Below are 12498 nucleotides of genomic sequence, written 5' to 3'. Positions count from 1 at the left end.
AGTCCACACGCAGATTGCAGCGCCACGCGACAAAACCAATCGCGAGACAACGGTCTGGAGAATGCCAGCGCGCGTACGCAGGCACCCGCACCGAATCAAAACCAGAACAGGGCGCCTCACGTTGACGGTTCAGAGAAACCAGACAGCGCGGAGCTCTGCCAGGAGACAACCCACCATGGCTGAACAGTCCATTCCGTCGACGACGGAACTTGGCGCCGCTGGCTTTACCGATGCGCGTGCCGTTGATCGCTATTTCCAAATATCTGCACGCGGCAGCACCCAGAAGCGCGAGGTCGTGGCTGGTATCACCACCTTCATGGCGATGGTCTACGCCGTGTTTGTCGTGCCCGGCATGCTGGGCAAGGCAGGCTTCGATAGCAGCGCCGTCTTCGTCGCGGTGTGTCTGACCACCGCCTTCGGCTCGCTGCTGATGGGCCTGTGGGCCAAGCTGCCGATCGCCATCGGCTGCGCGATCTCGCTCACCGCCTTCATGGCCTTCGGCCTCGTGTTGGGCCAGAAGCTCACGCCGGGCGTGGCACTGGGCGCGGTCTTCCTCATGGGGGTTGTCTTCACAGCCATCTCCGCCACCGGTGTGCGCTCTTGGATTCTGCGCAACCTGCCCTCGGGCGTGGCGCATGGCACCGGTATCGGTATCGGCCTGTTCCTGCTGCTGATCGCGTCGAACGACGTGGGCCTGGTGGTCAAGAACGCCGGTGAGGGCCTGCCCGTTGCACTGGGTCATGTCACCGCCTTCCCGGTGATGATGTCGGTGCTCGGTCTGGCCGCCATCTTCGGCATGGAGCGTCGTCGTGTACCGGGCGGCATCCTGATCGTGATCATCGCCATCTCGGCGCTGGGCTTGATCTTTGACCCGGCGGTCAAGTTCACCGGCGTCTTCGCCCTGCCCTCGCTCAGTTCGCCTGGCCATGCCTCGCTCATCGGCGCGATGGACATCCGCGGTGCGCTCTCCGCCACCGTACTGCCCGCCGTACTGGCACTGGTGATGACCGCGGTGTTCGACGCCACCGGCACGATCCGCGCCGTGGCTGGCCAAGCTGGTCTGCTCAACGACAAGGGCCACATCATCAACGGTGGCCGCGCCCTGACGGCCGATTCGATCAGCTCGATCTTCTCGGCGTTCTTCGGTGGTGCACCGGCTGCGGCTTACATTGAGTCGACGGTAGGTGTGGCGGCCGGCGGCAAGACAGGCCTGACGGCTGTCGTGGTCGGCGTGCTGTTCCTGGCGGTGATGTTCTTCTCGCCGCTGGCCGGCCTGGTGCCGTCGTACGCCACGGCCCCGGCGCTGATGTATGTCGGCCTGTTGATGCTGTCGAGCGTGAGCAAGCTGCACATGGACGACATGGTCGACGCACTCTCCGGCCTGGTCTGCGCCGTGTTCATCGTGCTGACCTGCAACATCGTCACCGGCATCATGCTCGGTTTCGCTACGCTGGTGATCGGCCGCCTGGTGGCCGGCGAATGGCGCAAGCTGAACATCGGCACAGTGGCGATTGCCCTGGCACTGGTGGCGTTCTACGCAGGCGGCTGGGCGATTTGATCGCGCGCTGAACCGTCTCCACAAAAGACAAACCGGCCAGACCCGCAAGGGCTGGCCGGTTTTGTTTTGGCGCCGCACGTTATCGTTTGCACGAACGCAAAAAACGCCCGGCACGAGGGCCGGGCGGCAATCACACTACCAAGGAGCCGGTTACTTATTGGGCTGCGGCGTCAGGCGCAGATACGGACGCAACGCTTTGTAGCCCTTCGGGAATTTCTGCTTGATGACCTCTTCATCCTTGAGCGACGGCACGATGACAACGTCATCGCCGTCTTGCCAGTTACCCGGCGTGGCCACGCTGTGATACTCGGTCAACTGCAGCGAGTCGATTACGCGCAGCACTTCATTGAAGTTGCGCCCCGTCGAAGCCGGATACGTAATCGTCAGGCGGACCTTCTTGTTCGGGTCGATCACGAACAGCGAACGCACGGTAAACGTCTCACTCGCATTCGGGTGGATCATGTCGTAGAGCTGCGAAACCTTACGGTCCGGATCCGCAATGATCGGGAAGTTGACCGTGGTGTTCTGCGTCTCGTTGATGTCGTTGATCCAGCCCTTGTGCGACTCGACCGAATCCACCGACAGCGCGATCGCCTTGACATTGCGCTTGGCAAATTCTTCCTTGAGCTTGGCGGTCAGGCCCAACTCAGTCGTGCAGACCGGCGTGTAGTCGGCCGGGTGAGAAAACAGCACGCCCCAGCTGTTACCCAGCCACTCGTGGAACTTGATGCGGCCTTCGCTGGAATCCTGCTCAAAATCCGGGGCGATATCGCCCAAACGTAAAGACATCGTGTCCTCCATGCACTGATTGGGAACCACTATAGCCAGATTGCCATCCAACCAAAACGACTATAAATTCACAACAACATCACTTTTCGTCATTTGGCGCGGCAATTGCTGACAGAACGGTGGAAGGCACGCGCACATTGCCGGACAATGACCGAGGTCTTGATCCATCGCAGCGTGCGCGACGTGAGCGCTTGAAGTTTCGCAACGCCCACACATATGCTAGCGAATAAGCGCGTCGACATATTGACGATTGAACCACCCCGATACCAAGGACCCGACCATGACGAACACCTCCCCCAACCTGGCCGAATCCGTCAATAAGGAGAAACTGATGACCGACGTGAAGACCGTTCTGTCCGACGCCGAAACCCTACTCAAACAAGCCGCCTCTTCCAGCGGTGAGAAAGCCGCCGAACTGCGCGAGCGCGGCATGGGCATGCTGCGCCAAGCCAAGGAAAAAGCGCAGGACCTGCAAGACGCCGTCGTCCACAAGAGCAAGGCGGCTGCACGCGCCACCGATGACTACGTTCACGATCATCCGTGGCAAGCTGTGGGCGTGGCCGCGGGCGTGGGCCTGCTGATCGGTCTGCTGCTGAACCGCAAGTAATCCGAAGACCTCTTCCTGGCCGATGGCGCGCACTTGAGTGGTTCGCGCCATCGGCCAGTTGCATTCTGGCGGTCCCGCCATGGGTGTGTGCTGCGTGCTGTATTTGTAATGGCAGTCACGCGCTTCACCTCGTATCCTCCGGAACCTTCATGACCGACGACACCAGCCCGAAGCTGTTCGCCTCCCTGAAGACACTGGCCGGTACGGTCGTCTCGATGCTGCAGACGCGGCTCGAACTGGCGAGCGTAGAACTGGCCGAAGAAAAAGACCGGCTGCTCGGTGCAGCCTTCCTGGGCATGCTGGCAGTCAGCCTGATCGCGCTGTCCATCATGACGCTCACGGCGCTCATCGCCATCCTGTTCTGGGACACCTACCGTTGGCAGGCGCTGGCCGTCATGGCCGTGCTCTATGCGCTGGGCGCGGCGGGCTGCCTGTGGAAGGTACGTACGTCGCTGCGGAACGCACCGCCGCTGTTCGAGGCCACGCTGGCCGAACTTGACAAAGACCGGGAGATCCTGCGCCGATGACCGATCCGACCCAACCGACGTCGTCTCCCTCGCCCAATCCGGTGCCCGAACACGAACCGGCGAGCAGTGCACGGCACCATGTGCGGCCATCCCGCCGTGGCGCCGAGGGCCGCTTGCCGCTGGCCGTGCGCAAGGAACTGCTGCTCACGCGTGCTGCGCTGGAGCGCTATGACTACGCACAGGCCCGCAACGATGTGAGCCGTGCAACCAGTCGCACATTCAGCCTGGGTGGCTTTGGCGCGCTGCTGCCGAGCCTGATCCGCCCGCTCGCCCGCCCGAACGGCCTGATGCGCGCGCTGGGCATTGCACGTGAGTATCCGCTGGTCGGTACAGCACTCTCACTGGCTTATGCAGGACTGCGCCGCACCGTGATCGGCCGCATTACGCGCCGGCTCGGCAAGGTAGGGCTGGTGGCCGGGGCTGCATGGTGGGGCTATCGCAAGTGGCAGGAGGTGCAAGGCGAGCACCCTGACGATACGCCCGCCACAACAACACCCTGCGACGACGCAGACGAGATCATCCCGGGTAGTACCTCCTGAAGATACCCAACAAAAAAGGCCGGATCATTCTGGCCTTTTTTGTTCGTGGCAGATCCATGTCAGTGCAACGGAATCGGATGCCGCACGCGTTCCCAGCGGCGGGCCATGCTTTGACGCAGCCCGGCCAAACCTTGCGGATGGGCAACGGGCTCCAACACCGGAGCCGCATCTGCTGCGGCTTGCGCTGTCACATCGGCGTCGTGCGCAACACGCCGGCGACCATGCCACATCAGCACGCCACTGGCCGTCCAGCCAATCACGAATAACGTATCGCCCACGCGCGCGAGCGAGTCGGGCGAAGTGCCCGCATGAAAAATATCGCCAAGCATGTCGGCAGGCAGTTGAGCGCAGACCCACAGGAAAATCGCCGGGGCTGACGCAAAAACCCCAGGCTGCCACCACGGATGCGCCACCTGAATCTTTTCGGTCTCCATGGCGCCCTCCCATCGCTTCTTGTGATGATTCGATCCTATGCCCGGCGTGCGTAAATGGCGACCCTCCCGTCACTGAATGCAATGTCGGATTCGTCCGACATCCGCTGTGCGCCAGAGCATCCGGCACCGTCTGTTCGGTTTAGGGAGCGGCCTGCATGGCATGCGAATCGCGCAGCGGCGCGGTCGCCGCAAATCGTGCATGCACGCGGCGGAGAGATTTCGGCGGAGGATCGCCCCACCTGCTCATATGCATAATGCATAGAAGCCCTGCATTGATGCCGTACTGTATGCAACACGCCCGCCCCACATCATGCTGACTGCCACCGACCTCCACCGCCGCGACACACGTACCGGCGCCACGCTGCTGCACCCGACTTCGCTTGCCGTGCGCCCGGGCGAACGCGTTGCACTCACCGGCCCGTCGGGCGCTGGCAAGAGCGTGCTGCTGCGCGCGCTCGCACTGTTGGACCCGGTCGATGACGGTCATGTGACATGGCATGGTCAGACGATTGCTGCACGAGCCGTCCCGACCTATCGCTGCCAAGTCGCCTACGTGCGCCAGCGCCCTGCATTGTTGCCCGGCACGGTGGAAGACAACCTGCGGCTGCCCTATCAACTGCATGCACGCCAGGGCCACGCATCGTTTGACCGCGAGGCTGCCATCGCCATGCTGACCCGCGCAGAGCGCGATGCAAGCTTTCTCGACAAAGCCGCCGCCGACCTCTCCGGCGGCGAAGCGCAGATTGCCGCGCTCGTCCGCACCCTGCAGACTGGCCCCGCCGTACTGCTGCTCGATGAGCCGACCGCCGCATTGGACCCGGCCTCCGTGCGGGCGATTGAGGTCCTGCTGCAGCATTGGTTTGCCCAGGCGCCTGACCGGCATGCCTGGGTCTGGATCACGCACGACCCGGCACAGGCCACGCGCGTCGGCCAGCAGCACTGGCGCATGGAAGCCGGCCGACTGAATACCGAGGCATCATGATGAACGGGCAGGAACTCACGCTCTCCGCCTGGCAGGTCGGCATTGCGGCGGCGCTGATTCTCGTGAACGGTGCGCTATCGATCGGCCTGGGTCTGGGGTTGGAGCGTCGCCTCGCGTGGGCCGCCGTACGCACTGTGGTGCAGTTGCTGGCGATCGGCTTCGTGCTCGAATGGGTGTTCGCCCACGCGTATTGGGTGGTGGTGCTGGGCGTGGTTGCCATCATGACGCTCATTGCGGGGCACGCCACCGGCAGCCGTGGTGCACGCGGCTACGCGGGGCTGCGGATCGACGGCACGCTTTCGGTGTTCGGCAGCACGTGGCTCATCGGCGCGATCGGGTTGATCGTCGTCCTGCATGCGCGGCCGTGGTACGAACCGCAGTACGCGATTCCGATCATGGGGATGATTCTGGGCAACACGCTCACGGGCGTAGGCCTGGCGCTGGAGCGCATGACCGGTGAGTTGATCGCCACGCGCGATCAGGTGGAGACAGTGCTCGCGCTGGGCGGTACTCGCTGGGAAGCGGCACGCAATGCGGCGCGCACCGCCGTACGCGCCGGCATGACACCGATCATCAACCAGATGTCCGTGGTCGGCGTGGTGAGCCTACCGGGCATGATGACGGGCCAGGTGCTGGCGGGGCAGTCGCCACTGGAGGCCGTGCGCTACCAGATCGTCATCATGTTCCTGCTGGCGGCGTCTTCGGGGCTCGGCACGGTGACGGCGGTGCTGCTCGCCTACCGGCGCCTGTTCAGCCGCGACCATCAGTTGCTGACCGCGCGCATCGTGCAGCGCGGAGGAGGCAAGTAGCATGCCGATCGCCCTGTCCTGCGGCCTCGTGCTGCTCAACGAAGACGCGGAAGTCCTGCTCGCCCACGCCACTGAAACGCGCCACTGGGATATCCCCAAGGGCGCCCCGGAACCCGGCGAGGATTGCCGCGACACCGCATTGCGCGAGACGCGCGAAGAGACTGGTCTCGTGCTCGACGGCCGCACGCTGGTCGAACTCGGGCGCGTTCCGTTCCGGCGCGACAAGGAGCTGCACCTGTTCGCCACGCGCCTGCACCGCGCCGAAGTCGTGCTCGACACACTCACGTGCACTTCGATGTTCAACAGTTATCACACGGGGCGTCTGATCCCTGAGATGGATGCGTACCGCTGGGCTACCGCGGACGTGGTATCGCAGCACGCAAGCCAATCCCTCGCGCGACTCTTCGCACAGACGCTGACGCTCGCAAGCATTGATGCGCGCCTGCGCGAGGCAGGGCTTTAGACGGGAACGTCGCCCTCGATCGTCGTGCGATGCAGCGTGCGGCGATACGTGTCGGGACAGCCGGGTGCGAAGTGGATGGTCGAGCGGTTGTCCCAGAACAGCATGTCGCCGGCGCGCCAGTGGTGCGTGTAGACGTTGTCTGCGCGGATGCTGTGGGCGAAGAGTTGTTCGAGCACGCTGGTGCTTTCGTCTTCCGGCAGGCCTAGGATGTGCGAGGTAAAGCCTTCGTTGACGAAGAGCGCGCGCTTGGCCGTCTCCGGGTGCGTGCGCACGACCGGATGATCGACCGGTGGCACGGCATCGATCTGCGCCTGCGAGAGCGCCGGCCGCCACGTCGACAGTGCACGCAGGCGCTCGTAACGGTACACGTACGAGTGCACCGCGCGGCGGCCCTCGATCACGCGTTTGAGCTCAACGGGCAACGTCTCGAATGCGCGGACCATGTTGGCGAACAGCGTATCGCCGCCCTCCTCCGGCAGCTCACGCGTCAGCAACAGCGAACCCAGGCTCGGCAACGGCTTGTATGAAAGATCCGAATGCCAGTCGCGCCCCGCATCACCCAGGCCGATCGGCTTGCCGTTCTCGACCACGTTGGAGACGACCAGGATTTCCGGGTGCTCGGCTAGATGAAACTGGTTGAGCACGTGCACCTGCAACGGGCCAAAGCGACGGCTGAATTCGACTTGTGATTGCGGTGTGAGCTGCACGTCGCGGAAGACAAGCAAGCCATCGTGCGCAAGCCACGCCTGGCGAATGGCGGCGATGTCGGCATCAGATAGGTCTGCTGCATCTGCCAGACCAAGAATCTCCGCGCCGAGCGGCGCATCAGGCAGACGACGAACGTGGAAACGGGCAGTGTGAACGGCAGGCGCCTCAGGGGCAGCCGGAGTGGCGAGGGCAACGTCAGACATGATGTAAGTAGACAGTTCACGGCAGCGAACGAATTCCACATTACACCGCCCGCGTCGGCCATGTGCCAACGAAGGAAAGCGCAGATCGATACGCGCTCAGCCGTAGACCGTGGCATCCGGCAGGATGCCTTCCAGCGCGTAGCGGCCAATGGCGCGCAGCTTGTAGTCGAGCGGATCGTGCAGCGTGTGCGTGCGCGCGTTGCGCCAGAAGCGGTCCAGTGCGAGTGCGGCCTTGGTAGAGCGCGCGCCCGTGGCCTCAAACATTTCCTGGCTGATGAACAACGCTGCGCGATGCGCCGCCACCTTGGCCTCGGCCGTGACAAGCGACACCTCGGCGCGCTCGTCGGCGGTGAGTGCTGCGCCCTTGCGCCACGCGCGGTCCAGCCGTTGGATGGCACGATCGGCCAGGGCTTCAGCAGCGAGCCATTGCACGCGCATCTCGCCAAAGCGCTGAATCTGATAGGGATCGTCCGCCGCGCGCTCAACGCCGGACGTCAGCCACGGCCGCGATGCATGCAGCGTGACCTTGCGCGCCTCGTCCAGCGCGCCTGCTGCGATACCGGTGTAGAGATTGACCAGCACGTTCTGCGCCACGCATGAGCGCAAGGTCTGATACGGCGTGAAGACGTTCTCGGGACCCGACAGCACCTCGTCTTCACTCACCTGTACGTGGCGGAACTGCACGGTCGCGCTATCCGTCTGGCGCTGACCGATGGGATGCCAGTCATCGCGCACGGTGATGCCATAGCGCGCAGTCGGTACCACGGCCACGATCGACTTGCCACTCGCCTCGTCGTGGGCGGACACCACCATCATGTTTGAGCCCAGCGTGCCCGAACAGAAACCCTTTTCCCCGTCGAGCACCCAGCCGCTGCCGGAGCGCTGTGCGCGCAATCGATGATCGAGCGGGTTGACGGCATTGCCCCACCACCAGCCCAGCTCGGCGGTCGGGCGCAGAAAGCGTTCGCGCTGCGCGTCAGAACCGTACAGATACACCGTGGTGGTCTGCAGGTACTGGAAGGCCAGCAGATGCCCGAGGGAGCTGTCGACCGCGGCGATGGCACGCACGGCGGCAAAAGCATCGGCCCAGCCTACACCTGCCCCGCCGTACTGCGTGGGAATGACCAACGGCAGCAAACCTGCGCGCGCAATCGCTGCCTTCTCGTGCGCAGCATGACCGCCTTGCTGATCGCGTTGCGCAGCGGTGGAGGCCAATTCGGCCAGCAGGTGTGTGAGATCAGGGAGTTGATGCAGGTCGTCGAGCTTCATGCGGTGCCTCGTCCGGTGGGTTATCCGGTGCAGGCACTATACGGACAGCCCCTGCCGCCCTGAAGGAAGTAATCCGCATACGCATATCGGCCGCGCGACTATGTGCAACTACGCGCCTGCATAGTGCGCGCGCATCTGCTCCAGGCACGCACGCGCATCGCCCACCACTAGGCGGCTGCTGCACGCGATCATCAGGTTGCGCGGCAAGTCGAAGTCCTCCACGGTCCAGCCGTCGGCATCACTGCCTTGAGTGTTCGGTACCTGCGCGAGGAGCGGCACGGCGGGCACGTTGTAGCACCACACGTCTTTGCCGCGCGCGATGGCATAGCCAATCTCGAAGCACGTGCCGGAGTCGGGCTCATGGCCACGAAAATCGGCTACGTTGGCGATCACGGCGTCGGCCGAATCGATCAGTGCGATGTTTTGTCGGTAGATCTCGGCGGCGGTCGCTGGACCGTTGGCCTGTGGGGCGACTGCGTTGTCGAGCGGATACAGGCCGGTGAAGCCGAATTCCGCGCACAGCGCCTTGAGCGCTTCGCCATGGGCGACCGGTTGCGGGCGAAAGACATCGGGGCCGGCGAGGTAGAGGCGCAAGGACATGAGCGTAGACCGGTAAGTGACACGCGCAGGATAGCGTCGCACAAAAGACAAAGGGCCCGACATTGCTGTCGAGCCCTCTGAAATTTGGTGGGTCCTGCGGGATTCGAACCCGCGACCAATAGATTAAAAGTCTACTGCTCTACCGACTGAGCTAAAGACCCCAAAGACAGCGATTATAGGCACACCACCTTGATTTCGTCAACGCCTGTTAGACCAGGCGCTCCATCCGCCACATCTGATAGCGGAACGCCAGCACCGCGCCGATCAGGATGCCCGCCAGCGCGATGAACGAGCCGATCGCCAGCGTCGACACGCCCGACAGCCCCTGCCCGATCGTGCAACCCAGTGCCGTCACGCCGCCCACCCCCATCAGGATGCCGCCGATGATGTGGTTGCCGGTGTCTTCGGCATTGGCAAAGCCTTCCCAGCGGAACGTGCTCGTGGCCAGCGCCACCACGGCCGAGCCGGCAATCACGCCCAGCACGCTCACGATGCCCACCGTCAGCACGCGCGAGGTATCGCTGAAGAACATCAACCACTCCAGCGTGTACGACACGGGGGCGACAAAGCTCAGCGCCTCCATGCGGCCACTGTTGGTGGCAACGAACGCCTCCTGCAGCGTGTTCGGATCTTCCTGCACGTAGCCGAGGTGACCCGACACGTACCACATGGCCACGATGATGAGCCCGACGCCCACACCGCCGAGCAGGTTGTCGACGGTGCGGAAATCATGCCCGAGCAGCGCCCATAGCGACAGCGCCCCGCCAATCACCAGCGCGAGCGCCAGACGCAGCGTGCGCACGTCCACTGACAACGCATGGCCCAGCACGCTCGGCAGGTCTTGCGAGGTCGGCAGCGTGACCACGACGTTGTCGACGGTTGCCACACGCACCACGCCAAACACGCCCTTGAGCGTCATGTACGCCGACAACCCGAGGAATACGAATACCACCACCGACTTGAGATTGCCGCCGCCGATGCGCACCAGCGTCTTGCTGCCGCAACCCGAACCCAGCACCATGCCGAAACCGAACAGCAGCCCGCCCACCAGCGACGACAGCCACAGCAGCTTGTTGGCTGTGTAGATGGTCTTGCTCGTATCGATCAGGCCCAGCCAGCTCAGTACACCCGTGCCGATCGTGGCCACGCCAATGGCCAGCACCCACATGCGCACACGGCTCCAGTCACCAATATTGATGGCATCGGACACCGCACCCATCGTGCAGAAGTGCGTGCGCTGCAAGAGCGCGCCAAAGACAAAGGTGAGCGCGAAGGTCGCCCATAGCAGCGTGTGGGAGAGCGCGTTGAGATCGAGTTCGGGCATGGCGTCAGGCGTAGCGCGTCGGGTCGGGCACGCCGGCGGCCTCAAAACCGGCCTTGCGGATGCGGCATGAATCGCACACGCCGCAGGCACGCCCCTCCTCGTCCGCCTTGTAGCACGACACCGTCATGCCATAGTCGACGCCCAGTCGCGCACCGGTCTGGATGATCTCCGCCTTGGTCATGGCGATGATGGGTGCGTTCACACGGATTCGCTCGCCCTCCACACCGGCCTTGGTGGCCAGGTTGGCGAGCGCCTCGTACGCAGCCACGTATTCGGGTCGGCAGTCCGGATAGCCGGAATAGTCGACCGCGTTGGCGCCGAAGAACAGATCACGCGCGCCCACGGCTTCAGCCCAGCCAAGTGCCAGCGACAACATGATGGTGTTGCGTGCCGGCACGTAGGTGATGGGAATACCCTCGTGTGCGCCTTCGGTCGGCACATCGAGCTTGTCATCCGTCAGCGCGGAGCCGCCGAACTTGCGCAAATCCAGATCGACGATCTCGTGGCGCACGGCGCCCAGCGCCGCCGCCACCTTCTTGGCCGCGTCCAGCTCGGACGAGTGACGTTGGCCGTAGCGCATCGACAGCGCGTAGGTCTCAAAGCCATCGGCATTGGCCATGGCGAGCACGGTGGCGGAGTCCAGCCCGCCGGAGAGCAGGACGATGGCGCGTTTTTTCATGGGCGAAGCCTTGTGGAGCAAATCAGGGGAAGGCCAGCATTTTAGCGCGCCGCCACCCAGCCCGCGCCCAACCGTTCACATGCCGGCCATTTACGGCCCGCCATGAAAAACGCCCGCCAGTGCAACCACGGGCGGGCGTCGATCAACCACAAAAGCGATTCGCCGATCAGCGCATCGTCTTCAGGCGGCTTTGTGCAGTCTTGGCCTGCTCGCTGCCCGGGTACTGGGCAACCACCGCTTCCAGCGTTTTGCGTGCAGCTGCCTTCTGGCCCGACTCACCCTGGTTGGTTGCCACCTGCAGCAGCGCATCGGCGGCCTTCGGGTGCTGCGGATTGGCGCGCGCCATGCTCTCCAGCACGTAGCTCGATCCCTTGTAGTCACGCTGCGCATACAGCGCGTTGCCCAGCCAGAACTGAGCCAGCGGCAGGTACGGGCTCTGCGGGTACTTCTTCACGAAGGCCGAGAACTGGTTGCCCGCGCCCTTGAAATCGCCGCCCTGGAACGTCTTCAGCGCGGCGTCGTATTCATCCTTCTCGCCCGGCTGGACCATGCCGTCACGGCCTTCCACCGTGGCCTGCTGCGGCTCGAATTTCTTCAGGCGCGCATCGAGGTCGGCGTAGTAGTCCTTCTGCTGCTTGGTCAGCGTGTCGACTGAATTCTGCAGCACCTCGTTCTGGCCACGCAGGCGTGCCACTTCGGACTTGAGCGTCTCGATCTGGTTCTGCGCGTCGATCAGGTTGCGGCTATTTTGGTCGATACGCTGCGCGGCGCTCGACTGGAAGGTGTTGAACTTCTCGCGCATGTCGATGATGGCGCGACGCGCCTCATCGTCGTCAAATACCCCTGCCGCCGCCGGGCCAGCCATGGTCAGAGCACCACCGGCAACAAGCGTCGTCATCAGGATGGCCCGACGCATGGCTTCATACGCGCGCTGTTTCATCATCGTGTTCATGTGATTGCCAACGTAAGAACGCCGGCCACGCAAGCGTAGCCGGCGCGCACGACTT

General features: G+C 63.8%; 14 protein-coding genes, 1 tRNA gene and 1 pseudogene. 7 read left to right on the top strand and 9 right to left on the bottom strand.

Annotated elements, in window-relative coordinates; all coding sequences use genetic code 11:
• Nucleotides 1-238: 238 nt before the first annotated feature.
• Nucleotides 239-1558, top strand: a pseudogene (locus tag ACS13N_RS12060) (NCS2 family permease); the annotation flags it as partial.
• A 150-nt stretch (nucleotides 1559-1708) separates the two neighbouring features.
• Here ACS13N_RS12060 and ACS13N_RS12055 read toward each other — a convergent pair.
• A complete protein-coding gene (locus tag ACS13N_RS12055) occupies nucleotides 1709-2347 on the bottom strand; it encodes a peroxiredoxin (RefSeq protein WP_031329446.1) in 639 nt (212 codons plus the stop codon).
• Nucleotides 2348-2627: 280 nt separating this feature from the next.
• On the opposite strand from ACS13N_RS12055, the gene ACS13N_RS12050 reads away from it, so the two are divergent.
• The 3 genes from ACS13N_RS12050 to ACS13N_RS12040 all read left to right on the top strand — a co-directional run bounded on the left by ACS13N_RS12050 (nucleotide 2628) and on the right by ACS13N_RS12040 (nucleotide 4020).
• Nucleotides 2628-2954: a DUF883 family protein gene (locus tag ACS13N_RS12050; protein WP_021195215.1), complete on the top strand. Its 327-nt coding sequence runs from the start codon at nucleotides 2628-2630 to the stop codon at nucleotides 2952-2954.
• A gap of 149 nt (nucleotides 2955-3103) precedes the next feature.
• Nucleotides 3104-3481: a phage holin family protein gene (locus ACS13N_RS12045; protein ID WP_438931873.1), complete on the top strand. Its 378-nt coding sequence runs from the start codon at nucleotides 3104-3106 to the stop codon at nucleotides 3479-3481.
• Nucleotides 3478-4020, top strand: a complete 543-nt coding sequence (locus ACS13N_RS12040; RefSeq protein WP_438931872.1) for a DUF3318 domain-containing protein — start codon at nucleotides 3478-3480, stop codon at nucleotides 4018-4020. The genes ACS13N_RS12045 and ACS13N_RS12040 overlap by 4 nt, the downstream gene beginning before the upstream one ends.
• Nucleotides 4021-4079: 59 nt before the next feature.
• On the opposite strand, the gene ACS13N_RS12035 is transcribed toward ACS13N_RS12040, so the two are convergent.
• Nucleotides 4080-4454 (bottom strand): hypothetical protein, encoded by a 375-nt coding sequence (locus ACS13N_RS12035; protein ID WP_438931871.1) that lies wholly within the window; start codon nucleotides 4452-4454, stop codon nucleotides 4080-4082.
• 310 nt (nucleotides 4455-4764) lie between these two features.
• Between ACS13N_RS12035 and ACS13N_RS12030 the strand changes: the two genes are divergently transcribed.
• The 3 genes from ACS13N_RS12030 to ACS13N_RS12020 are packed head-to-tail and all read left to right on the top strand — an operon-like array spanning nucleotide 4765 to nucleotide 6708.
• On the top strand, nucleotides 4765-5436 hold the full coding sequence (locus tag ACS13N_RS12030) for an ABC transporter ATP-binding protein (protein WP_438931870.1): 672 nt from the start codon (nucleotides 4765-4767) through the stop codon (nucleotides 5434-5436).
• Nucleotides 5436-6245, top strand: a complete 810-nt coding sequence (locus ACS13N_RS12025; protein ID WP_438932843.1) for an ABC transporter permease — start codon at nucleotides 5436-5438, stop codon at nucleotides 6243-6245. The genes ACS13N_RS12030 and ACS13N_RS12025 overlap by 1 nt, the downstream gene beginning before the upstream one ends.
• 1 nt (nucleotide 6246) lies before the next feature.
• Nucleotides 6247-6708 carry an NUDIX domain-containing protein gene (locus tag ACS13N_RS12020; protein WP_438931869.1) on the top strand — a complete coding sequence of 154 codons (462 nt, stop codon included), beginning with the start codon at nucleotides 6247-6249 and terminating at the stop codon, nucleotides 6706-6708.
• Here ACS13N_RS12020 and ACS13N_RS12015 read toward each other — a convergent pair.
• From ACS13N_RS12015 to ybgF, 7 genes are all read right to left on the bottom strand, one after another.
• Nucleotides 6705-7619, bottom strand: coding sequence for a TauD/TfdA dioxygenase family protein (locus ACS13N_RS12015; protein WP_438931868.1), 915 nt, complete (start codon nucleotides 7617-7619; stop codon nucleotides 6705-6707). The genes ACS13N_RS12020 and ACS13N_RS12015 overlap by 4 nt on opposite strands.
• Nucleotides 7620-7715: 96 nt before the next feature.
• Nucleotides 7716-8888 carry an acyl-CoA dehydrogenase family protein gene (locus ACS13N_RS12010; RefSeq protein ID WP_438931867.1) on the bottom strand — a complete coding sequence of 391 codons (1173 nt, stop codon included), beginning with the start codon at nucleotides 8886-8888 and terminating at the stop codon, nucleotides 7716-7718.
• 108 nt (nucleotides 8889-8996) lie between these two features.
• Nucleotides 8997-9488, bottom strand: coding sequence for a nucleoside 2-deoxyribosyltransferase (locus ACS13N_RS12005; RefSeq protein ID WP_438931866.1), 492 nt, complete (start codon nucleotides 9486-9488; stop codon nucleotides 8997-8999).
• An 85-nt stretch (nucleotides 9489-9573) separates the two neighbouring features.
• A tRNA-Lys gene (locus ACS13N_RS12000) sits at nucleotides 9574-9649 on the bottom strand.
• A 47-nt stretch (nucleotides 9650-9696) separates the two neighbouring features.
• Entirely contained in the window at nucleotides 9697-10812 is a 1116-nt protein-coding gene (locus tag ACS13N_RS11995) for a YeeE/YedE family protein (protein WP_438931865.1), read from the bottom strand.
• 4 nt (nucleotides 10813-10816) lie between these two features.
• Nucleotides 10817-11491, bottom strand: a complete 675-nt coding sequence (gene queC, locus ACS13N_RS11990) for a 7-cyano-7-deazaguanine synthase QueC (RefSeq protein ID WP_438931864.1) — start codon at nucleotides 11489-11491, stop codon at nucleotides 10817-10819.
• A gap of 166 nt (nucleotides 11492-11657) precedes the next feature.
• Nucleotides 11658-12443, bottom strand: coding sequence for a tol-pal system protein YbgF (ybgF, locus tag ACS13N_RS11985; RefSeq protein WP_438931863.1), 786 nt, complete (start codon nucleotides 12441-12443; stop codon nucleotides 11658-11660).
• Between the last annotated feature and the right edge of the window lie 55 nt (nucleotides 12444-12498).

Origin of the sequence: Ralstonia sp. 24A2, from assembly GCF_051783885.1 — a bacterium.
Classification (GTDB): Bacteria; Pseudomonadota; Gammaproteobacteria; order Burkholderiales; family Burkholderiaceae; genus Ralstonia.
This window is presented reverse-complemented; position numbering and strand designations above follow the sequence as displayed.